The sequence below is a fragment of the Parahoeflea olei genome (assembly GCF_001703635.1).
Classification (GTDB): Bacteria; Pseudomonadota; Alphaproteobacteria; order Rhizobiales; family Rhizobiaceae; genus Hoeflea; species Hoeflea olei.
Genome location: NZ_LQZT01000042.1, coordinates 265047 through 285018, shown reverse-complemented (window position 1 = coordinate 285018; position 19972 = coordinate 265047). Strand labels below are relative to the sequence as shown.

The following is a 19972-nucleotide window of genomic DNA, read 5'->3' as shown; positions in this document are numbered from 1 at the left end:
AAGGGAGATCCGGCATGATCGACGGGGTTGCGCGCAGATGGCTCGAACCGGGGCTCGACCGGAGCGGGCGCTGGCTCGCGCGACGCGGGGTCCGCGCCGACCACGTTACCGTCGCAGCCTGTGTCGCGGGCCTGTGCGCCGCTGCCCTGATCGCCGCCGGATACATGATCACGGGGCTTGTGGTGATCGTCCTGAGCCGGGTCGGCGACGGGCTCGACGGCGCGGTGGCGCGGGCCACGCGCAAGACCGATTTCGGCGGCTATCTCGACATCACGCTCGACTTCGTCTTCTACGGCGCGCTTCCGTTCGGCTTCGTTCTGTTCGATCCCGCGGCCAACGGGCTCGCCGGCGCCGCGCTGATCCTGTCGTTCTACATCAACGGCGCGAGTTTTCTCGCCTATGCGATCCTCGCCGAGAAGCGGAAACTGACGACCACGCAGCGCGGGTCGAAGTCGATCTATTTCACCACCGGCCTCGCCGAGGCCGGCGAGACCTTTGCGGCATTCGCGCTGTTCTGCCTGTTTCCCGGCTGGTTTCCGCTTCTCGCGTGGATCTTTGCCGCGATCTGCCTCTACACAGCCATCTCCCGGATCGTCGAAGCCCGGGCGGCGTTCGGCGAGGGCGGTTCAGAGGCCTGAGAGCGCGCGCTCGAAGTCCTCGACCAGGTCCGTCCCGTCCTCGATACCCGCCGAAAACCGCAGCATGCCGTCGCTGATGCCGAGTTCGTCGCGCGCGTCGTCCGCAAGGTTCTTGTGCGTGGTCGTCGCCGGATGGGTGATCAAGCTCTTGGAATCGCCCAGATTGTTGGAGATCTTGACGACCTCGAGACCGTTCTGCAGCGCAAAGGCTGCGGCTTTTCCGCCCTTGAGCTCGAAAGCCACCAGGGTCGAGCCGCCCTTCATCTGGCGGGCGCAGATGTCGGCCTGGGGATGGTCGGCACGGCCGGGATAGATCACCCGGGCAACGGCCGGATGGTCGGCGAGGAAATCGGCGATGCGGCCGGCATTCTCGCTCTGCTGGCGCACCCTCAGCGGCAGGGTTTCGAGGCCCTTGAGCAGGGTCCAGGCATTGAACGGCGACAGCGACGGTCCGGTGTGGCGGAAATAGTCGTGCAGGTGCTCGTCGATCCAGTCCTTGTCCGACAGGATCACGCCGCCCAGGCACCGGCCCTGGCCGTCGATGTGCTTGGTCGCCGAATAGGCCACCACATGGGCGCCGAGTTCCAGCGGCTTCTGCAGGAGCGGCGTGGCAAACACGTTGTCGACCACCAGCTTCGCGCCGATCTGGTTGGCGAGCTTGGCGACGCCGGCGATGTCGACCACTTCGAGCGTCGGATTGGTGGGGCTTTCGAGGAAGAACACCTTGGTGTTGGGGCGGATGGCCGCCTCGAAATTGGCAAGATCCCGGCCGTCGACCAGGGTCGAGGCGATGCCGTAGCGCGGCAGCAGCGTTTCGACGATCCAGCGACACGAGCCGAACAGCGCGCGTGCGGCCACCACATGGTCGCCGGCGCTCAACTGGCACAGCAGCGCCGCCGAAATCGCGGCCATGCCCGAGGCGGTGGCGCGCGCATCTTCCGCGCCTTCCAGCAGGCACATGCGCTTTTCGAACATGTCATTGGTGGGATTGGCGTAGCGCGAATAGATGAAGCCCGGGTCTTCGCCCTTGAAGCGCGCTTCCGCCGCTTCCGAACTGTCATAGACAAAGCCTTGCGTGAGGTAGATCGCTTCGGAGGTTTCGCCGAATTCCGAGCGTGCGGTACCGCCATGCACCAGCTGGGTCGCGGGGCGGAACTGTCGGTTGCTTGCTGTCATTGTCATCGTCCAACACAAAAAAACCGGCTGCCAAATCGCCAGCCGGTTTTGCAACCCGACCTTTTTAGCGACTTGTTTTACGTGGCTGCAAGCCGGTCGGCCAAATCACCACGGGATAACCTGCTCTTTACTGCCTTGCCGCGCTTGCGTCAATCGCCCGGCCTTGTCATCAAGGCGGAAGCACAAAAGGAGCAGGCAGACGTGGGCGCCGGCATTCTCTCCGATCGCGCGATCAGGGCGCTGTTTGACGGTGGCAAGCTTGCCGCCGGCAAGACGCTTGATGCTGACCAGATCCAGCCCGCGAGCCTCGACCTGAGGCTCGGCGCGCGTGCCTACCGGGTGCGGGCGAGTTTTCTGCCCGGCCCCTCGGCCCGGGTCGAGGACAAGCTTGCCCGGCTTAGCATGCACGCCATCGATCTTTCCCAGGGCGCGGTGCTCGAAACCGGGTGCGTCTATATCGTGCCGCTGCTCGAAAGCCTGGCACTGCCCGGCGAAATCTCGGCTTCCGCCAATCCCAAGAGCTCGACCGGCCGGCTCGACATCTTCACCCGGGTGATGACCGACTACGGCCAGGAATTCGACAAGATCGCGCCTGGCTATACCGGGCCGCTGTGGCTCGAGGTGAGCCCGCGCACCTTCCCGATCGTGGCCCGCACCGGCTCGCGCCTGTCGCAGATCCGCTTCCGGAAGGGCCATGCGGTGCTGGGCGAGGACGAGCTTGCCGATCTGCACCGCGCCGAGACGCTGGTCGCCTCGGAGACGCCCAATGTCTCGGGCGGCGGCATTGCGCTGTCGATCGACCTGATGGGGCATGGCGACGATGGTCTCATCGGCTATCGCGGCAAGCACCACACCGGCGTCATCGATGTCGACAAGCGTGCGGTCCACGACGTGTTCGATTTCTGGGAGCCGCTGCACAATCGCGGCTCCGCCGACCTGATCCTCGATCCGGACGAATTCTACATCCTGGTGAGCCGGGAATCGGTGCATGTACCGCCGCTCTATGCCGCGGAGATGACCCCGTTCGATCCGCTGGTGGGCGAGTTCCGCGTCCATTACGCGGGCTTCTTCGATCCCGGCTTCGGCCACACGGACGCGGGCGGCGCGGGCAGCCGCGCGGTGCTTGAGGTGCGCAGCCACGAAGTGCCCTTCATCCTCGAGCACGGCCAGATTGTCGGCCGGCTGATCTATGAGCGCATGCTCGAACGCCCCGAGGCGCTCTATGGCGCCGGCATGGGGTCAAACTACCAGGCCCAGGGCCTGAAGCTGTCGAAGCATTTTCGTGCCTGAGCGGCCGCGCCGGGTGGGGGTGCGCGTCCGCCGGATCACTCCGGCGCGCGGGCACTGCCGTCGATCTTTCCGCGCAAATCCCTGAGTTCCTGCCGGATCGCCTTCAATTCCTCAAGCATCGCGCCCTGTTCGGTGGCCATCGCCTCGCGGTCGGCGGAGGCTTCCGCCTCGTGCTCTTCCTGCATCGCCGAGACGATGATACCGATGAACAGGTTGAGCACCGTGAAGCTCGTGCACAGGATGAAGGGCAGGAAGAAGGTCCAGGCCAGCGGATGCACCTCCATCACCGGGCGGACGATGCCCATCGACCAGCTTTCGAGCGTCATCACCTGGAACAGCGTGTAGGCCGAGGCCGGGATCGAGCCGAACCACTCGGGAAAACTGTCGGCGTAGAGCTTGGTCGCCATCACCGAGAACACGTAGAACACCAGGATCAGCAGGAGCATGATCGAGCCCATGCCCGGCAGCGCGCCGACCAGCCCGCCGACCACGCGCCTGAGCGACGGCACGATGCTGATCATCCGGAGCACCCGGAGCACGCGCAGCGCCCGGAGCACGGAGAGATTGCCGGTCGCCGGCACCAGCGCCACCGCGACCACCAGAAGGTCGAAGATCCGCCAGGGATCGCGGAAGAAATCGAGCCTCCAGGCCACCAGCCGGGCGCCGACTTCCAGCACGAACACCGCCAGGATCGCCCGGTCGAGCGCATGCAGCAGGTCTCCATGGCGCGCCATCGCTTCGGGCACGGTCTCGAGCCCGAGCGTGATCGCGTTGATGACGATCAGGGCGGTAATGACGGCCTCGAACCGGCGCGAGGAGAGAAAGGCCTTGAGAAGGGTCATGACTGGGATACCGGGTTGGGGGTGCTGAAACTGGCTGTCATATGAGGACCGCCACGCGGACGGTCAAGCGGTCAGATGGGTGGGGCCGTGTCGTTCTGTCGCTGGGCATCGAGAGAACAGGGGGCGGCTGGTATCGGGAGGTCGGTTTGAACTATCCTTTCAAGCTTCACTGGCAAGCGGCAGGCTGGCACAACCGGTGCCCGGCCGCACAAAGGAGTTTCCGCGGTGCTGATGCTTTTTGATCTTCTCCAGCTGTCTTCGCCCGACTTTGCCCCCGAGGCCTGCAAACTCCACTTGGCGCGTCCGAATGTTGCTGGTGAACATCCGTTGGACGTTTTCAAGCGCGGCGAGTTCGATGAATGGCAGTCCTGGCAGACCAAGCGCAACTTCTCCCGCCCCTTCGTTGTCGCGCTGATCGTCATGCCTGGAGCCAAATGGTTGTTTGCCGGTCTCTATGCTGTCGAAGGCAAGCCTGAAGCCGTCACCCCCGAGGGACTGTTGGAATTTCGTTGGAGATATCCGCTTCGGCGCGTGGAGGCCGAAAAGGCGCCACATGGCCGGATCGTTGTCAGTTATGATTATCGCTCCAGGCAAACCTACCCCTATGCCGAAAGCCACCAGCACCAACTGGTGGTCTCAGAGATCCTGAAAGAGCCGCCCTCGGTCGCCGGATTTCCAGGTTTTCGTGAGGTGAACATATCGCTTGCCGATCTGAAGGTGATCATCGGCCAGTCGCTTGCGGACTGGCGGGCGGCCCTGTCTTCGGTCAAGGGTATCTATCTGATCACCGATCCCGGCACGGGAAAGGCCTATGTCGGCAAGGCGGACGGGGTGTGGGGTTTCTGGGGGCGGTTCTGCGCCTATGCGGACACCCTGCACGGAGCGAACCATGGGCTGAAGATGCGAATCGAGGACGCGGGCATCGAAGCAGCGCTCGACTGGCGCCTGGCCATTCTCGAAGTCGTCGATCTCCATGCGGACAACGCGCTCGTCTATGCCCGTGAAAGCTTCTGGAAAACCGTCCTGATGACCCGCGATCCGCACGGATACAACCACAATTGAGTCCAGAAGGGGTCGATCGACGCTTGGCCTGGCGCAATCGTGAAAATTGTCCTTGTAGGCCAGATCATCGGAGTGGTATTCGTGCCGCAACGCGGGTGTAGCTCAATGGCAGAGCAGAAGCTTCCCAAGCTTACGACGAGGGTTCGATTCCCTTCACCCGCTCCAGCCTCTCGATTGTCCGTCGCCTTCCCCCAACCAGCTCACCCGTCCGGATGATGCGGCGTCTTTTCCCACAGGTGTGCATCGGTGGCGAGCTGGTACAGGGCGCGCCAGCCGGAGAAGGACATCATCAGCCAGTAAACCGGCGTGAGCAGCATCCAGCGTTTCTTGAGCCGGGTGCGTTCGAGGCGGGTGAAGCTTGTCCAGCCGAGCGCGAGGAAGGCGAGATAGCTGCCGCCGATCGCGGCGAAATCGGCCCACATCAGCACGCGCGAGAGCAAAGGCAGGGCCGGGGCCGCACTTGCGGCGAGCCAGCCGAACGTCAGCGCCAGGAACGCGAACATCGCCGGATGCGCGAGCGCCGAGACCAGCATGCCCGCGATCAGCACCTGGAACACGGCAAACCCCCGTGGTCCCAGCGCCCTGAAGCTGCGCAGCGGGTGGCGCATGGCCACCAGCCAGGTCTGTGCCCAGCCCTTGAGCCAGCGGCTGCGCTGGCGCACCCAGACCCGGTGCGAGACGGGGGCCATTTCCACGGTGGCGCTGCGCAGCGCACCGGTGCGGTAGCCATGGGCGTAGAGCCGCATGCCGAGATCGGCATCCTCGGTGACATTGTGCGGGTCCCAGCCGCCGACCTGCTCGAGCACCGCGCGGCGGAAATGGTTGGACGTGCCGCCGAGCGGGATCGGCATGCCGGTGCGGGCCAGAAACGGGATCAGCACGCGGAACAGTCCGCTGTATTCGAGCGCGAACAGGCCGGCGAGCCAATGGGCGCGCAAATTGGCGATCGCCAGCGGCGCCTGCAGGCAGCCGAGGCGCGCGTCGCCTCGCGCAAATGCGGCCCAGGCCTCGAGCAACTGCCCCGGCGCCGGCTTGTCCTCGGCGTCATAGACCGCCACCAGCTCGCCGCGCGCGCCCTGCAGTGCGTATTGCAGCGCTTTCGGCTTGGTGCGCGGGCCGAAGCGCGGGATGCGCACGATCTCGCATTCGGGTCCGAGATTCTGCGCCAGCAGCGCCGCGATCGTCGCCTCGTCCTCGGCCTCGCAGACATATTTGACGTCGAGCAGGCTCTTGGGCCAGTCGAGCGCGGCGATGCGCCTGACCAGCGCCGGCACCATCGCCGCCTCGTGCCGGAGCGCGATCAGCAGCGTATAGACCGGAAGCTGCACCCCGTCGGCCACGGCGGCGGGCGGTGGCGGCGGCTGCCGTGCGAACAGAAATGCCGCAAGGGCTGCGAGCCGCAGCCCCACCGCGCTCGCAAAGGTCAGCGTCAGCGCCACATGCAGCCCGGTCAAGGTGGTGTGCGGCCAGAGCACGAACGCGGCGAGGCCCGTGGCCAGCGAAGCGGCCAGCAGGAAGCCCTGCGCCGATGTCATCACGGTCCGGGCGCTTGCGTCGCGCCGGTCCTGGTCGAGTTCGAAGGTGATGCGCCGGACCCTGTCCTCCGCGCCCGCCTGCCAGACTGCCGCGCGGATGGTCGCGGGCGCGGCGACAGCCATCGCCTTGCGCAGGCCGGGATGCGCCGCAAACCGCGCCTTGTGGGCCGCAAGATGCCGCGCCTCGGGCACGATCACGGTCACCTGCCGGCCCGGGCGCGACAGCCGGAGCAGGCCGTTGCGCCGAAGCAGGACATCCATCCGTGGTATCCGCACGACCTCGCCCGGCGCGATATGGTCGAGATAGTCGAGCCCGAGCTGCCGGGCCATCCAGCCGTAATAGAGCCGGGGCTCAAGCAGGCCCGCGGCGATCAGTTCGCGCTCGATGGTGGTGCCGTTGATGCGCGCGGCACGGGCGGCGCGGGCGACATGCGGCTTTCCGATACCGCAGGCGAGGAAAAATCCCGCTTCGTCTCTGGGCTCCTGCCGGGGACGGACGGGGGGTCTCGGGGGCGGTGCGGCAAGCCCGTTGGCGGCCCCGCCCGCGGGTTTGCCCTCCGCTGCAAGCGGCGGCGGCTTTGGAAGCCCGGTCAACTGATCGATGGTTTTGCTTGGTGCCATGACTCTGGTAAACACATGACAATTGAACCGGGATGTTAAATCTATGGTAGCTATAATGCGGTTTTTTGCATCCCTGGATTTTAAGGGGCTTTGGGCGGTTTCCTGCATTTTTGCGCTGGTTTGGGGCGGACCGGCGCCGCAGGCCCGCGCAAGCGACATCCTTGTCCCGAACTACATGGATCCGCGCGAGCGCATCGCCGTGCCCGACATGCAGTCGCTAAGCCGCATCCGTTTCGTCGCCAGCGTCGATTTCCCGCCCTTCAGCTTCCTCGACCAGACCGGCAAGCTCGCCGGGTTCCACATCGATCTCGCCCGCGCCATCTGTGACGAACTCGACGTGCTGCCGCGATGCCAGATCCAGGCGCTGCCCTGGGCCGAACTCGAGGGCGCGCTCGCCGCCGGCCAGGCCGAGGCGCTGATCTCGGGCCTGGCGATCACCGCCGAGAGCCGCAAGGACCACCGCTTCACGCGGCCCTATCTCGCGCTGCCGGCGCGCTTTGCCGTGCGCAAGGATCAGGGCCTGGAAGCCGAGGGCGCCGCGGCGCTCGCAGGCCGCCGCGTCGGCGTGCGCGCGGGCACCGCCCACGAGGCCATGTTGCGTGCCTGGTTTCCGGATGTGAAGCCGGTCACCTTCGCCCGCGCCGACTGGCTGTTCGACGCATTCAAGGCGGGCACCGTGGACGCGGTTTTCGGCGACGGGCTGCAAGTGTCGTTCTGGCTGTCGAGCCAGGCGGCGGAGGGCTGTTGCCGCTTTTTCGACGGCCCCTATTTCTCCCGCACCTATCTGGGCGAGGGGCTGGCGATCGCCGTCGATCCGCGCAACGAGGGGCTGACGGCGGCCTTCGATCACGCCATCGCCGCGCTCAACCGCAACGGCCGTTTCACCGAGCTTTATCTGCGCTGGTTCCCGAACGGGCTTTACTGACCTTCGGGGCCGTGCCTGCGGCACCGCCGCCTGCGGTGAATGGCAGCATGAGTGCCCAGCCGAGCCGCGCGGTGCGCCCGTCGCGCCAGTCCGACAGGCCGATCTCGATGCCGGTTTCGCCCCGCCGCGGCACAGGGGTATAGGTCGCAAACAGCCGGTCCCAGACCGCGAGGTTGAAGCCGTAATTGGTGTCGGTCTCGCGCCGGTCGGTCGAGTGATGGATCCGGTGCATATCGGGGGTGACGATCAGCAGCCGGAGGATCCGGTCGGCGCGGCGGGGCAGGCGGATATTGGCGTGGTTGAACATCGCCGCCCCGTTGAGCACGACCTCGAACACCAGCACCGCCACCGGCGAGGCGCCAAGGGCCACGATCACCGCCGCCTTCCAGACCATCGACAGCACGATCTCGAGCGGATGGAACCTGAGCGCGGTGGTGAGGTCGAAGCCGGTGTCGGCATGGTGCATCCGGTGGATGCGCCACAGCCAGGGCCATTTGTGGCTTGCCACATGTTCGAGCCAGACGGCGAAATCGAGAACCACGAAGGCGATCAGTCCGGCAAGCCAGGGCGGCAGATCGATGAGCGCAAACAGGCCGAGCCCCTGCGACTGCGCCCAGAGCGCGGTGCCGACCGCGGCCATCGGAAACACGAGCCTGAGCGCGACCGACGAAAGCACCACCATGGCGAGATTGGTCACCCAGCGCCGGGTCTTGAGCGCACCGCGCATTTCCTCGCGCTCAAGCCGCGGCGCCGCGAGCTCGATCAGCGCGAGCGTGAGGAAGATCGTCGAGAAGGCCAGCAGCCGGACAACCGGTTCGCTGAGACCGAACAGCGTCATGGGCGCCTCTCCCATTCGAGGTTTCGCCTCTGTGATGCCATGCTTCGGCCCCGGGCGCGACACACGATCTGGTGAGCGCGGCCTGTTGGAGCGCCGCGGCGCCGGCCGGAGGGGCCGCGAAATCCTGCCCGGGGGCTCAGAGGCTCCGGAACCGCGCGATCGCGCCGCGTTCGAGCGCGGCACAGGTCAGCTTGTCGAGGCCCAGCCGGTCGCGCAGCATCTGCAGAAGCCGGATTTCCTCCTGCTGGATGTTGTAATCGGCCGAGGCGATTTCGACGGCGATGGCATAGGCGGTGTCGTAGAGCCGCGGCGGCAGCGCGTCACGCACAACTTCGAGCATGATGTCGAGCCCTTCGGGGCCCTTGAGCAGTTCGGCGGCGGCGCGGGTCACCCCGATCAGCCGGTCCTCGTCGAAACCGTTGAACACCGGCAGGAAGGTGACGAGCCGGCCGATGCGGGCAAGCTCTGCGTTGTTCATCGCCTTGTCGACGGCCGACATGGTGACCATCAGGTAGATGAGGGCGTCGTGGGGTGTGATGCGCGAAGTCATGGGCGGTGTTCCTGTTCGATCGCCAGACAATAGGAAGTCGCATGCGGCTTCACAAGCCTTGCGCCCCGGCGCGGGCCAATCCGCCGCATCGCCGCGCGGTGGGGCGGGCTACTGGCTGGCCCAGATGATACGCGCCATCCAGTCGATCTCGCTCAGCTCGAAGCTGCGGTTGGGGTGTTCGGGATTGAGCGACACCAGCTCGATTGTCTTCGCGCTCTGGCGGTTCAAGACCTTGGCCATCACCTCGCCCTCGCGCGTGCGCACCACCACCCGGTCGCCGCGGCGGATCTGCGCGCCGGGCTCGACAACCAGGATATCGCCGTCGCGATAGAGCGGCATCATGCTGTCGCCCTGCACCTCCAGCGCATAGACCCCGGGCCGCTGCGAGGGCTGGGCGGGAAAATCCACCACGTCCCAGCCCTGTCCTGCCGGAAAGCCGCCATCGTCGAAGAACCCGCCCGAGCCGGCCTGGGCGAAACCGAGCAGCGGAATCGACCCGGATTGCGGGGGAAACGCGCCTTCGGGAAAACTGCCGCTCTCCTGCGGGCGCTCGCCGCGCACCAGCGCCATGAAATCCTCGAGCGAGGACTGGGTGGCGTCAAGCACCTTGGCGAGCGATTCCGTCGAGGGCCAGCGGTCGCGGCCGTCCGCCCCGCAGCGCTTGGACTTGTTGAACGCGGTGGAATCGAGCCCGGCGCGGCGCGCCAGCCCCGAGGGCGTGAGCCCATGGCGTTCGGCCAGCGCATCGAGCGCGGACCATATGCGTTCATGCGAGAGCATGGTCTAGACTTCCCGCTGGTGGGAGACAGGGCGCGGGCACGCGATCACAGGACCCGCACCCGGCTTTTTTACAGGAATTATAGGGGTCGAGTAAAGCCATATAGGAAAAATATCCTCGCTTGGCCACAGACTCCCTTGGGCGCCGGCCGCAGCGGGGGCGGGGTGCTGCGGCTTCGGCTGCGGGTGCGGCTGCTAGCGGCGTGACCGGAGCATGTCTTCGAGCCGTTCGATCTTGTCCTGGCCGAGGAACACCTCGCCATTGAGCACATAGGCCGGGACCGTCACCGCACCGGCGGCGAGCGCGTCGCGGGTGTTGCTGTCGCGGATCGAGCCGGCCCGCTCGGTCTTGGCGTCCACGAGCGCGGGCAGGGCATCGAGCCCGACCTGGGAGAGATAGGACGACAGCACCGCCTGGTCGGCGATGGCGTCGTCCTGGGCCCAGGCGCCGGCAAGCACCTTGCCGGTGAAATAGCGCGGATCGTGCTCCGACTCCACCAGCCCGATGATCACCCGGTCGGCAAGCCCGGAATTGACCGGGCGGTGCTTGGGCGAGGGGTGGAACGTCAGCCCGCGCAGCGCGGCAAGCCGCTTGAGTTCGGCAATCTGGGCTGCGGGCTGGGTCGTGGGCAGCGCCCCGGCATGGGCCGTCCACGAGGCGTCGTGGATGTCGGCCGCGTTGACCGGCTTGTAGCGGAGCGAGACCTTGTGGCGCTCGGCCACGTCGCAGATCCGGTTGTGGCCCAGATAGGTATGCGGTGAGGCGCAGTGAAAATAATAGGCGATTTCGACCATCCGGCATATCCTCCCTGGGCCGAGATTGAACAAGACCGGGCGCGGCGGCAAGGATTTTCGCGTCCTTGTCCTGGGCTGGTCCGCCGGGCATGGTGGGGCCCCGACCCGATTCGCCCCTGTAGCCGGTATGACGCGCCGGGCTGGCGCATGGCTTGCGGCCAGCACGATCACCACGAAAGAAGACGACATGACAACGCAAAGAGATGTGGCCGTCGCGGCCAACCGGATGGCCTGGAATGCGTCTGCCGCACGGCACCGCGACAGTGCGGACTGGCAGCGCCAGCTCAGCGGTTTCGCCGATCCCGGGTTCTCGACCTTCGACCCGGTGATCACGCAGGTGCTGGAGCGCAGCGGCGTCAAGGGGACGCGCGCGGTGCAGATCTGTTGCAACAATGGCCGCGAAGTGCTCTCGCTGATGGCGCTCGGCGCCGCCGAAGCCACCGGCATCGACCAGTCGGACGGGTTCATCGCCCAGGCGGAAGAGCTGCGTGCGGTCTCGCCCCATGGCGGGCATTGCCGGCTGCTTCGCGCCAATGTCTACGATCTGCCCGAAGATCTCCAGGGCGGCTTCGATCTGGCGCTGATCACCATCGGAGTGCTCAACTGGATGCCGGACCTTGCGGCGTTCTTCGAGGTCGCAGCCTCGCTGCTCGCGCCCGGCGGCACACTGGTGATCTACGAGACCCATCCGGTGCTCGAAATGTTCGAACCGCACGCCGAAGATCCGTTCCGGATGAGCGAATCCTATTTCCGCACCGAGCCCATCGTGGGCGAGGAGGAGATTGTCTATGATGGCGCCGCGACCGGGAAAGCCTCGCCCTCCTACTGGTATTTCCACACCATGGGCGAGATCGTCACAAGCTGCATCCGGGCGGGACTGCGGATCACGGAACTCGTGGAATATCCCCATTCCAACCGCGAGGTCGATTACGACATCTACCGCGATCAGGCCGCGCAGCTGCCGCTGTGCTACACACTGACGGCGAGCAAGGCCTGAAACGACAAACGGGCCCGAAGGCCCGTTTGCGCATGCTGTGCTGGGGCTGCGGTCAAGCCGCGGCCTTGGCCTCGCCATAGGGATTGAAGCGGCCGTAGAAGGTCTCGCCCTTCTCCGCCATTTCGACGAGCAGCTTGGGCGCGCGGAACTGGCGGCCATATTTGCGCGCGAGCCCCTTGCACATCTCGACGAAGGCCTTGGCGCCCATGGTGTCGATATAGCTCAAGGCCCCACCGGTATAGGGCGCGAAGCCGAAGCCGAGGATGGTGCCGAGATCGGCCTCGCGCGGATCGGTGACGATGCCTTCCTCGACCGTGCGCACGGCTTCGAGCGCGATCACCGCGAGATAACGGTTCTTGAGCTCCTGCACATCGACCTTGGCCGGGTCCTGCTGCGGGTAGAGCGTCTTGAGTTCCGGCCACAGGTGCTTCTTGGCGGGCTTGGCCGGATAGTCGTAGAAGCCCTTACCGTTCTTGCGGCCGAGCCGGCCTTCCTTTTCGACCATGCGCTCGACCAGCGCGAGATGGCGCGGATCGACCGCCTTCTCGCCGAGATCGGCAACGGTGGCGCGCAGGATCTTGAGCGACAGGTCGATGGCGACTTCGTCATTGAGCGCCAGAGGTCCGACCGGCATTCCGGCCATCTTCGCGGCATTCTCGATCATCGCCGGCGGCACGCCTTCGGCCAGCATGTTGTAGCTCTCGTTCATGTAGCGCAGTACGCAGCGGTTGACGAAGAAGCCGCGGGTGTCGTTGACGACGATCGGGGTCTTCTTGATGGCGGCGACATAGTCGAGCGCCACGGCCAGCGCCTTGTCCGAGGTCTTGCGGCCGAGAATGATCTCCACCAGCATCATCTTGTCGACCGGCGAGAAGAAGTGGATGCCGATGAAGTTCTTCGGACGCTTCGAGTTCTTGGCAAGCCCGGTGATCGGCAGCGTCGAGGTGTTGGATGCGAACACCGTGTTGGGGCGGATCTGGGCCTCGATCGACTCGGTCACCGCCTTCTTCACGTCACGGTCCTCGAACACGGCCTCGATCACCAGGTCCGCGTCGGCCAGATCGGCATAGTCGGCCGAGGGGGTGATGAGAGACAGAAGCTTCTCCCCCTCTTCCTTGGTGGTCTTGCCCTTCTGCATGCCTTTCTTGACGAGGTCTTCCGAATGGGCCTTGCCCTTGGCGGCAGCCTCCATGTCGCGGTCGATCAGCACCACCGGGATGCCGGCCTTGGCCGTCACATAGGCCACGCCCGCGCCCATGAAACCGGCGCCGACGACGCCGATCTTGCGGAACTTGGTGGGCTTGATCCCCTCGGGCCGGCGCGCGCCCTTGTTGAGTTCCTGCATCGAGACGAACAGCGAGCGGATCATCGACTGCGCTTCCGGCGTCTGCAGGATGTGGCTGAAATAACGCTGCTCGATCCTGAGGCCCGTGTCGAAAGGCACCTGCAGCCCCTCGAACACGCTCTTGAGGATCGCCTTGGCGGCGGGGTAATTGTCCTGCGTCTCGCGGCGCAGGATCGCGGACGCTGCGGGCCAGAGCTGTGCGCCCTGGGCGGACCAGATCTGCCCGCCCGGCAGCTTGAAGCCCTTGACGTCCCACGGCGCCACCGGCGACAGCCCGCCCTTGATCATCGCCTTTGCTGCGGAAATCAGCTTCTTGGGCTCGACCACCTCGTGCACCAGGCCCATGGCCTTGGCGCGGGCCGGGGTCAGCGACTGGCCGGTGGTCATCATCTGCAGCGCATCCTGCGCATTGGTGAGCCGCGGCACGCGCTGGGTGCCGCCGGCGCCCGGGAAGATGCCGACCTTGACCTCGGGCAGCGCCAGCTTGACGGCGGGCGAATCCGCCACCACGCGGCCATGGCAGGCGAGCGACAGCTCGAACGCGCCGCCCATGCACACGCCGTTGATCGCCGACACCCACGGCTTGCCGCCGGTCTCGATCTTGCGGAACAGCCAGCTCATCTTGCCAACCAGGTCGAACAGCAGCTTCTGGGCATTGTCCGGATTGGTGCGCTTTTCCGCGGCCATGGAAGCCAGCATGGTCTTCATCATGGTCAGGTCCGCGCCGCCGGAGAAGCTGGACTTGCCGGACGTGAAGACCACGCCCTTGACCTGGTCGTCGGCGATGAAGCGGTCGACCAGCGCGTCGAGCTGCTCCAGTGCCTCCTGGGTGAACACGTTCATCGACCGGCCGGCCATGTCCCAGGTCACCAGCGCGATGCCGTCGGTGTCGACGTCTACGGTGTAAATCTCATTGCTCATTGTGGTCCTCCATCGGTTGCGGCGCTGGCGTCGAGCGCGGCAAGCAGGCTTTCCGTGGTTTCGATTGTGGCGAATTCGCCGTTCAGATTGGACAGCGTCATGGCGTGAATGCTTTCCGCCGTTTCCGGTCGCCCGTCATGGCCTCTGCGGTCGAAAGTGTAGCAGGCGTCGCCGACCAGGCGGGCGTCGAAGCCGAGATTGCCCGCCATCCGCGTCGTGGTTTCGACGCAGTGATTGGTGGTGATGCCGGCGATGACGAGTGTGGCGATGCCGTCGCGACGCAGCCGGTCTTCCAGATCGGTGCCGATGAAGGCCGAGTTGACGTGCTTGACGATCACGGCTTCGCCGGCGATCTCGCGCGCCTCGTCGATCGGCGCATAGCCGGGCTTCTCCGGATTGAGCGCCGAGCCGGCCTCACGGGAGGCATGGCGGATGTGGATCACCGGTGCCCCCGCGCGCCGGAACGCGGCGAGCAGCCGGGTGATATTGGCGAGCGCGTCGGGATTGTTCCGCCGCATGCCGCCTGCCTCCCATTCGAGGAAGGCCTTCTGCACATCGACCAGGATCAGGGCCGTATGGGGGTGCCGTCCCATGACAGGTCTCAAACCCGTTCGATGATCGTTGCGGTGCCCATTCCGGCGCCGATGCACAGCGTCACGAGCGCGGTGTTGAGGTTGCGGCGTTCGAGTTCGTCGAGCACGGTGCCGAGGATCATCGCGCCGGTGGCGCCGAGCGGATGACCCATGGCGATCGCCCCGCCATTGACGTTGATCTTGTCGGAGGGAATGTCGAAGGCCTGCTGGTAGCGCAGCACCACGGCGGCAAAGGCCTCGTTGAGTTCGAACAGGTCGATGTCCGAAATCTTCATCTTGGCGCGCTTCAGGAGTTTTTCGGTGACGTCCACCGGGCCGGTCAGCATCAGCGCGGGGTCGGAGCCGATATTGGCAAACGCCTTGATCCGTGCCCGTGGCTCGAGGCCCATGGTCTTGCCGCCCTTCTTGGAGCCGAGCAGCACCAGGCCCGCGCCATCGACGATGCCGGACGAATTGCCCGCGTGGTGGACGTGGTTCAAGGCCTCGACTTCCGGGTGCGCCTGGATGGCGACGGCGCCGAAGCCGCCCATGTCGGCCATCATCGCAAACGAGGCGTTGAGGCTTGCGAGCGCCTGCATGTCGGTGCCCGGGCGCATGTGTTCGTCACGATCGAGAAGGGTCAGTCCGTTGATGTCCTTGACCGGCACCACCGACTTGTCGAAATAGCCGTTCTTCCAGGCATGGGCGGCGCGGTTCTGGCTTTCCACCGCATAGGCGTCGACATCGTCGCGCGAGAACCCGTATTTGGTGGCGATCAGGTCGGCGGAGACCCCCTGCGGCATGAAATAGGCCGGGATGTTGACCGAGGGATCCATGAACCAGGCACCGCCCTGGGCGCCGATGCCGATGCGCGACATCGATTCCACGCCGCCGGCAATGACGATGTCGTCGGCACCCTGGGCGATCTTGCCCGCTGCCAGGTTGATCGCATCGAGGCCCGAGGCGCAGAAGCGGTTGATCTGGATGCCGGGCGCTTCGGTCGCATAGCCGGCCTCGAAGGTGGCGGCGCGGGCGATGTCGCCGCCGGCCTCGCCGATCGCGTCGACGCAGCCCATGATGATGTCGTCGACCTTGCGGGTGTCGAGCCCGTTGCGGTCGCGCAGCGCGTTCAGCGTGTGGGCGGCGAGGCGTACCGACGGCACCTCGTGCAGGCTGCCGTCCTTCTTGCCGCGCCCCCGCGGGGTGCGCACATGGTCATATACAAATACATCAGCCATCAGGGTGATCTCCAGGGTTATTCGTGTTCGTGTCAGGCGGTGGCCGTGGCAGGGTCCTTGCCGCTCGGCATCAGCTCTTCGGGGCGCTTGAAACCCGGCAGCGCCGCGATCCGGTCGAGCCAGGCGGCGATATGCGGGTGCTTGGCCGTGTCCATGCCGATCTGATCGGGCCAGAACAGGTAGCCGCACAGCGACAGGTCCGCGATCGTCGGATGGCCGGTGGCCACGAAGTCGCGGGATTGAAGATGCGTGTCGAGCACCTTCCAGGCATTCGCCGCCCGGGCGGCGAAGAATTTGGTGATCGGGTCCTCGCCCTTGTTCTGGAACAGGCTCATGAACCGCGCCGTGGCGGTGTAGCTGGTGAGCTTGTGGTTGTCCCACAGGATCCAGCGCAGGATCTCCCTCCGCTCGCCGTCATTGGCCGGGCCGAACCGGTCGAATTCGCGCGACAGGTAGTCGAGGATCGCGCCGGACTGGCTCAGCACCACGTCGCCATCGACCTTGTGATGGGTGAGCACCGGGGCCTCGCCCATGATGTTGAGCGCCTTGTATTCGTCCGAACGGGTCTGGCCGGAAAAGAAGGCAATGCGTCGCGGGGCCCAGTCGGCGCCGCACAGTTCCAGCATCAGCGCCGCCTTGTAGGCATTGCCGCTTTCCAAAAAACAATCGAGTGTAAAATCGGTCATCGTCTCAAAGGCTCCTGGCAATCAACAGTTTCATGATCTCGTTGGTTCCGCCGTAAATCCGCTGCACCCGGGCGTCGCGGAACATCCGCGCGATCGGATACTCGTTCATGTAGCCATAGCCGCCATGCAGCTGCAGGCATTCGTCGACGACCTTGCACTGCAGGTCCGAGGTCAGATACTTGGCCATCGAGGCCGTCGTGGTGTCGAGCCGCCCCTTGAGATGCTCTCCGATGCAATGGTTGACGAACACCCGCGCCATCGCCGCTTCCGACTTCAGTTCGGCGAGCTTGAACTGGGTGTTCTGGAACTCGATGATCGCCTTGCCGAAGGCGCGCCGTTCCTTGACGTAGTCGATGGTCACCGCCAGCGCCCGCTCGATCATCGAGATCGCCTGGTTGGCGATCAGCAGCCGCTCCTGCGGCAGCTCCGTCATCAGCTGCACGAAACCCTGGCCTTCCTCGGTGCCGAGCATGTTGGCCGTGGGAATGCGCACGTCGTCGAAGAACAGCTCCGAGGTGTCGTTGGTCTTGAGCCCCACCTTGTCGAGGTTGCGGCCGCGGCGAAACCCCTCCGCATCGTCGGTCTCCACCACCATCAGCGACACGCCCTTGGCGCCCTTGGTGGGGTCGGTCTTGCTTACCACGATGATCAGGTTGGCGTGCTGCCCGTTGGTGATGAAGGTCTTCGAGCCGTTGAGCACATAGTGGTTGCCGTCCTTGCGGGCGGTGGTCTTGATGCCCTGCAGGTCCGAGCCTGCGCCGGGCTCTGTCATGGCGATGGCACCGATCATCTCGCCGGTTGCCATTTTCGGCAGCCATTTGCGCTTCTGCTCTTCCGAGCCGAAATGCAGGATATAGGGGGCGACGATGGCGTTGTGGAGCGCGATCCCGAAGCCGTCGGTGCCGGTGCGGCCGAGCGCTTCGGCGATCACCGCCTCATGCGCATAGGTGCCGCCCGCGCCGCCATACTCCTCGGGCATGGAAGCGCAGAGCAGCCCCGCGGCGCCGGCCGCCTCCCAGGCGCTGCGGTCGACCATTTCCTGCTTCTCGTAGCGCTCGTAATGCGGCGCCACCTCGGCCTCGAGCCAGCGATAGGCCATGTCCTCGAGCATGGCGACATCGTCGTCCATCCAGTCAGGACGCGGCACGCCAAGCACTTCCGACGGTAAAGTCGCCATGAATTCCTCCCGAAAATCCCGTGGCGGGCAAGAGACCTGCCCGCCATTCAGTCTGCAACGGCTCGAAGCCGCGGTCCAGAGGCGCGGCCGTGCCGCAACCATCGGAAGGGGCAGGCCAAGGACCCGCGCCCGCTCCGGATCCTCAGAACGCCGCTTCCGCGAGCTCCATCATGGTGTCGCTGCCGGTCTCGATCCGTGCCTTGCGCAGGCCGGTCTCCGGCATCACCCGTTCCATGTAGAACTTGCCGACCAGCAGCTTGTTCGCCAGGAACTCCTCCTGTCCCTCCGCGCCTGCCGCACGCTTCTCGACCGCGGCCTTGGCCATCAGCGCCCACATGTAGCCAAGCGTTACCAGGCCGAACAGGTGCATGTAGTCGGTGGAGGCCGCGCCCGCATTGTCGGGCTTGGCCATGGCGTTCTGCATCAGCCACATGGTGGCGGCCTGCAGGTCGTTCAATCCCTTCTTGAGGCCCTTGGTGTAGAGCGTCAGTTCCGGATTGTCGCGGTTCTCCTCGCAGAAGTCGCCGACCTCCTTGAAGAAGGCCATCACCGCGCGGCCGCCGTTCTGGCCGAGCTTGCGGCCGACCAGGTCGAGCGCCTGGATGCCGTTGGCGCCCTCGTAGATCATGGCGATGCGGGCGTCGCGCACATACTGGCTCATGCCCCATTCCTCGATATAGCCATGGCCGCCGAACATCTGCTGCGCCATCACCGCATGGTCGAAGCCCTTGTCGGTGAGCACGCCCTTGACCACCGGGGTCACCAGGCTCAGGAGGTCGTCGGCCTGCTGCACATCGGCCTCGACCTCGGACTTGTGCTTGACGTCGGATTTGAGCGCGGTCCACAGCATGAAGGCGCGGCCGGCTTCGTTGAAGGCACGGATCGTCATCAGCGTGCGCCGCACGTCGGGATGCACGATGATCGGATCGGCCTTCTTGTCGGGGTGCTTGGGACCCGAGAGTGCGCGGCCCTGCAGCCGGTCGCGGGCATAGGCGACGGCATTCTGGTAGGCGACTTCGCCCATGGCGTGGCCCTGCAGGCCGACGCCGAGTCGCGCCTCGTTCATCATCACGAACATGGCCTTGAGGCCCGCGTTCTCCGCGCCGATCAGGTAGCCGGTGGCCTCGTCATAGTTCATCACGCAGGTGGCGCTGCCGTGGATGCCCATCTTCTCCTCGAGCGAGCCGCAGCTCACCGCATTCTTCGCGCCCGGCTCGCCGTCGTCGCCGACCATGAATTTCGGCACGATGAACAGCGAGATGCCCTTCACCCCTTCCGGAGCGCCCTCGATGCGGGCGAGCACCAGATGGATGATGTTGTCGGACATGTCGTGGTCGCCGGCGGAGATGAAGATCTTCTGGCCGGAGATCTTGTAGCTGCCGTCGCCATTGGGCAGGGCCTTGGTGCGCAGCAGGCCGAGATCGGTGCCGCAATGCGGCTCGGTCAGGTTCATGGTGCCGGTCCAGGTGCCTTCGATCATCTTCGGCAGATACCTGGCTTTCTGCTCCTCGGTACCGTGCTCGACGATCGCGGCGATCGCGCCCTGGGTCAGGCCCGGATACATCATCAGCGCCATGTTGGCGGAGATCAGATATTCCGAGACCGCCGTGTGCAGCGTGTAGGGCAGTCCCTGGCCGCCGAATTCGGCAGGGGCGGCGAGGCCGAGCCAGCCGCCTTCGCAATACTGCCGGTAGGCATCCTTGAAGCCGGTGGGCGTCGTCACCGAGGCGTCGTCATGGCGCACGCAGCCCTCGCGATCGCCCACCTGGTTGAGCGGCAAGAGCACTTCCTCGGACAGCCGCGCGCCCTCGCGCAGCACCGCCTCGACGATATCGGGGCTCGCGTCGGAAAAGCCGGGCAGGTTCATGTAGCGCTCGTAGCCGAGCACGTCGTTGAGAATGAAAAGCGTATCGTCGACCGGTGCCTTGAAAACTGGCATGGTTCCTCATCCCTCGTCTTGATCTCGCAGCAGGCACAATAACCCGGC

At 65.6% G+C, this 19972-nt stretch carries 18 protein-coding genes, 1 tRNA gene and 1 riboswitch; of the genes, 6 read left to right on the top strand and 13 right to left on the bottom strand.

The window, feature by feature from the left end:
- Positions 1-14: 14 nt before the first annotated feature.
- Positions 15-638 (top strand): CDP-alcohol phosphatidyltransferase family protein, encoded by a 624-nt coding sequence (locus AWJ14_RS18150; protein WP_066182540.1) that lies wholly within the window; start codon positions 15-17, stop codon positions 636-638.
- Here AWJ14_RS18150 and AWJ14_RS18145 read toward each other — a convergent pair.
- The gene (locus tag AWJ14_RS18145; RefSeq protein WP_066182538.1) at positions 627-1814 is read right to left on the bottom strand and encodes an O-succinylhomoserine sulfhydrylase; all 1188 of its coding nucleotides are present in this window, start codon (positions 1812-1814) and stop codon (positions 627-629) included. The two genes, AWJ14_RS18150 and AWJ14_RS18145, sit on opposite strands and share 12 nt — an antisense overlap.
- Positions 1815-1857: 43 nt before the next feature.
- Positions 1858-1936: riboswitch (SAM riboswitch) on the bottom strand.
- A gap of 79 nt (positions 1937-2015) precedes the next feature.
- On the opposite strand from AWJ14_RS18145, the gene AWJ14_RS18140 reads away from it, so the two are divergent.
- A complete protein-coding gene (locus tag AWJ14_RS18140; RefSeq protein WP_066182790.1) occupies positions 2016-3104 on the top strand; it encodes a 2'-deoxycytidine 5'-triphosphate deaminase in 1089 nt (362 codons plus the stop codon).
- A 35-nt stretch (positions 3105-3139) separates the two neighbouring features.
- On the opposite strand, the gene AWJ14_RS18135 is transcribed toward AWJ14_RS18140, so the two are convergent.
- The gene (locus tag AWJ14_RS18135) at positions 3140-3946 is read right to left on the bottom strand and encodes an ion transporter (RefSeq protein ID WP_066182536.1); all 807 of its coding nucleotides are present in this window, start codon (positions 3944-3946) and stop codon (positions 3140-3142) included.
- 231 nt (positions 3947-4177) lie between these two features.
- On the opposite strand from AWJ14_RS18135, the gene AWJ14_RS18130 reads away from it, so the two are divergent.
- The gene (locus tag AWJ14_RS18130) at positions 4178-5008 is read left to right on the top strand and encodes a GIY-YIG nuclease family protein (RefSeq protein WP_139112691.1); all 831 of its coding nucleotides are present in this window, start codon (positions 4178-4180) and stop codon (positions 5006-5008) included.
- 91 nt (positions 5009-5099) lie between these two features.
- Positions 5100-5173, top strand: a tRNA-Gly gene (locus tag AWJ14_RS18125).
- Positions 5174-5208: 35 nt separating this feature from the next.
- Here AWJ14_RS18125 and AWJ14_RS18120 read toward each other — a convergent pair.
- Positions 5209-7164: a glycosyltransferase family 2 protein gene (locus AWJ14_RS18120; protein WP_171904905.1), complete on the bottom strand. Its 1956-nt coding sequence runs from the start codon at positions 7162-7164 to the stop codon at positions 5209-5211.
- 55 nt (positions 7165-7219) lie between these two features.
- On the opposite strand from AWJ14_RS18120, the gene AWJ14_RS18115 reads away from it, so the two are divergent.
- Positions 7220-8089, top strand: coding sequence for a transporter substrate-binding domain-containing protein (locus AWJ14_RS18115; RefSeq protein ID WP_066182534.1), 870 nt, complete (start codon positions 7220-7222; stop codon positions 8087-8089).
- Here the strand turns inward: AWJ14_RS18115 and AWJ14_RS18110 are convergent.
- The 4 genes from AWJ14_RS18110 to AWJ14_RS18095 all read right to left on the bottom strand — a co-directional run bounded on the left by AWJ14_RS18110 (position 8046) and on the right by AWJ14_RS18095 (position 11049).
- Entirely contained in the window at positions 8046-8927 is an 882-nt protein-coding gene (locus tag AWJ14_RS18110; RefSeq protein WP_066182530.1) for a sterol desaturase family protein, read from the bottom strand. The genes AWJ14_RS18115 and AWJ14_RS18110 overlap by 44 nt on opposite strands.
- A 136-nt stretch (positions 8928-9063) precedes the next feature.
- A complete protein-coding gene (locus AWJ14_RS18105; protein ID WP_066182527.1) occupies positions 9064-9477 on the bottom strand; it encodes a tellurite resistance TerB family protein in 414 nt (137 codons plus the stop codon).
- A gap of 108 nt (positions 9478-9585) precedes the next feature.
- Positions 9586-10257 (bottom strand): S24 family peptidase, encoded by a 672-nt coding sequence (locus AWJ14_RS18100; RefSeq protein WP_066182524.1) that lies wholly within the window; start codon positions 10255-10257, stop codon positions 9586-9588.
- Positions 10258-10449: 192 nt separating this feature from the next.
- A complete protein-coding gene (locus AWJ14_RS18095) occupies positions 10450-11049 on the bottom strand; it encodes a DsbA family protein (protein ID WP_066182521.1) in 600 nt (199 codons plus the stop codon).
- A 187-nt stretch (positions 11050-11236) separates the two neighbouring features.
- Between AWJ14_RS18095 and AWJ14_RS18090 the strand changes: the two genes are divergently transcribed.
- Positions 11237-12046, top strand: coding sequence for a class I SAM-dependent methyltransferase (locus AWJ14_RS18090; protein WP_066182518.1), 810 nt, complete (start codon positions 11237-11239; stop codon positions 12044-12046).
- Between the two features lie 52 nt (positions 12047-12098).
- Here the strand turns inward: AWJ14_RS18090 and AWJ14_RS18085 are convergent, their stop codons facing one another.
- The 6 genes from AWJ14_RS18085 to AWJ14_RS18060 all read right to left on the bottom strand — a co-directional run bounded on the left by AWJ14_RS18085 (position 12099) and on the right by AWJ14_RS18060 (position 19924).
- Positions 12099-14312 carry a 3-hydroxyacyl-CoA dehydrogenase NAD-binding domain-containing protein gene (locus tag AWJ14_RS18085; protein WP_066182515.1) on the bottom strand — a complete coding sequence of 738 codons (2214 nt, stop codon included), beginning with the start codon at positions 14310-14312 and terminating at the stop codon, positions 12099-12101.
- Positions 14309-14905, bottom strand: a complete 597-nt coding sequence (locus tag AWJ14_RS18080) for a cysteine hydrolase family protein (RefSeq protein WP_066182512.1) — start codon at positions 14903-14905, stop codon at positions 14309-14311. Before AWJ14_RS18080 ends, AWJ14_RS18085 begins: the two co-directional genes overlap by 4 nt.
- An 8-nt stretch (positions 14906-14913) precedes the next feature.
- On the bottom strand, positions 14914-16122 hold the full coding sequence (locus tag AWJ14_RS18075) for an acetyl-CoA C-acetyltransferase (protein ID WP_066182510.1): 1209 nt from the start codon (positions 16120-16122) through the stop codon (positions 14914-14916).
- Positions 16123-16154: 32 nt separating this feature from the next.
- Positions 16155-16808 carry a glutathione S-transferase family protein gene (locus tag AWJ14_RS18070; RefSeq protein ID WP_066182507.1) on the bottom strand — a complete coding sequence of 218 codons (654 nt, stop codon included), beginning with the start codon at positions 16806-16808 and terminating at the stop codon, positions 16155-16157.
- Positions 16809-16812: 4 nt separating this feature from the next.
- The gene (locus AWJ14_RS18065) at positions 16813-17985 is read right to left on the bottom strand and encodes an acyl-CoA dehydrogenase family protein (RefSeq protein ID WP_083220344.1); all 1173 of its coding nucleotides are present in this window, start codon (positions 17983-17985) and stop codon (positions 16813-16815) included.
- Between the two features lie 142 nt (positions 17986-18127).
- A complete protein-coding gene (locus AWJ14_RS18060) occupies positions 18128-19924 on the bottom strand; it encodes an acyl-CoA dehydrogenase C-terminal domain-containing protein (protein WP_066182505.1) in 1797 nt (598 codons plus the stop codon).
- Between the last annotated feature and the right edge of the window lie 48 nt (positions 19925-19972).

Coding starts and splice junctions, on each gene's coding strand:
- AWJ14_RS18150 (WP_066182540.1), top strand. CDS start 15: ATGATCGACGGGGTTGCGCGCAGATGGCTCGAACCGGGGCTCGACCGG.
- AWJ14_RS18145 (WP_066182538.1), bottom strand. CDS start 1,814: ATGACAGCAAGCAACCGACAGTTCCGCCCCGCGACCCAGCTGGTGCAT.
- AWJ14_RS18135 (WP_066182536.1), bottom strand. CDS start 3,946: ATGACCCTTCTCAAGGCCTTTCTCTCCTCGCGCCGGTTCGAGGCCGTC.
- AWJ14_RS18130 (WP_139112691.1), top strand. CDS start 4,178: ATGCTTTTTGATCTTCTCCAGCTGTCTTCGCCCGACTTTGCCCCCGAG.
- AWJ14_RS18120 (WP_171904905.1), bottom strand. CDS start 7,164: ATGGCACCAAGCAAAACCATCGATCAGTTGACCGGGCTTCCAAAGCCG.
- AWJ14_RS18115 (WP_066182534.1), top strand. CDS start 7,220: ATGCGGTTTTTTGCATCCCTGGATTTTAAGGGGCTTTGGGCGGTTTCC.
- AWJ14_RS18110 (WP_066182530.1), bottom strand. CDS start 8,927: ATGACGCTGTTCGGTCTCAGCGAACCGGTTGTCCGGCTGCTGGCCTTC.
- AWJ14_RS18105 (WP_066182527.1), bottom strand. CDS start 9,477: ATGACTTCGCGCATCACACCCCACGACGCCCTCATCTACCTGATGGTC.
- AWJ14_RS18100 (WP_066182524.1), bottom strand. CDS start 10,257: ATGCTCTCGCATGAACGCATATGGTCCGCGCTCGATGCGCTGGCCGAA.
- AWJ14_RS18095 (WP_066182521.1), bottom strand. CDS start 11,049: ATGGTCGAAATCGCCTATTATTTTCACTGCGCCTCACCGCATACCTAT.
- AWJ14_RS18090 (WP_066182518.1), top strand. CDS start 11,237: ATGACAACGCAAAGAGATGTGGCCGTCGCGGCCAACCGGATGGCCTGG.
- AWJ14_RS18085 (WP_066182515.1), bottom strand. CDS start 14,312: ATGAGCAATGAGATTTACACCGTAGACGTCGACACCGACGGCATCGCG.
- AWJ14_RS18080 (WP_066182512.1), bottom strand. CDS start 14,905: ATGGGACGGCACCCCCATACGGCCCTGATCCTGGTCGATGTGCAGAAG.
- AWJ14_RS18075 (WP_066182510.1), bottom strand. CDS start 16,122: ATGGCTGATGTATTTGTATATGACCATGTGCGCACCCCGCGGGGGCGC.
- AWJ14_RS18070 (WP_066182507.1), bottom strand. CDS start 16,808: ATGACCGATTTTACACTCGATTGTTTTTTGGAAAGCGGCAATGCCTAC.
- AWJ14_RS18065 (WP_083220344.1), bottom strand. CDS start 17,985: ATGGCGACTTTACCGTCGGAAGTGCTTGGCGTGCCGCGTCCTGACTGG.
- AWJ14_RS18060 (WP_066182505.1), bottom strand. CDS start 19,924: ATGCCAGTTTTCAAGGCACCGGTCGACGATACGCTTTTCATTCTCAAC.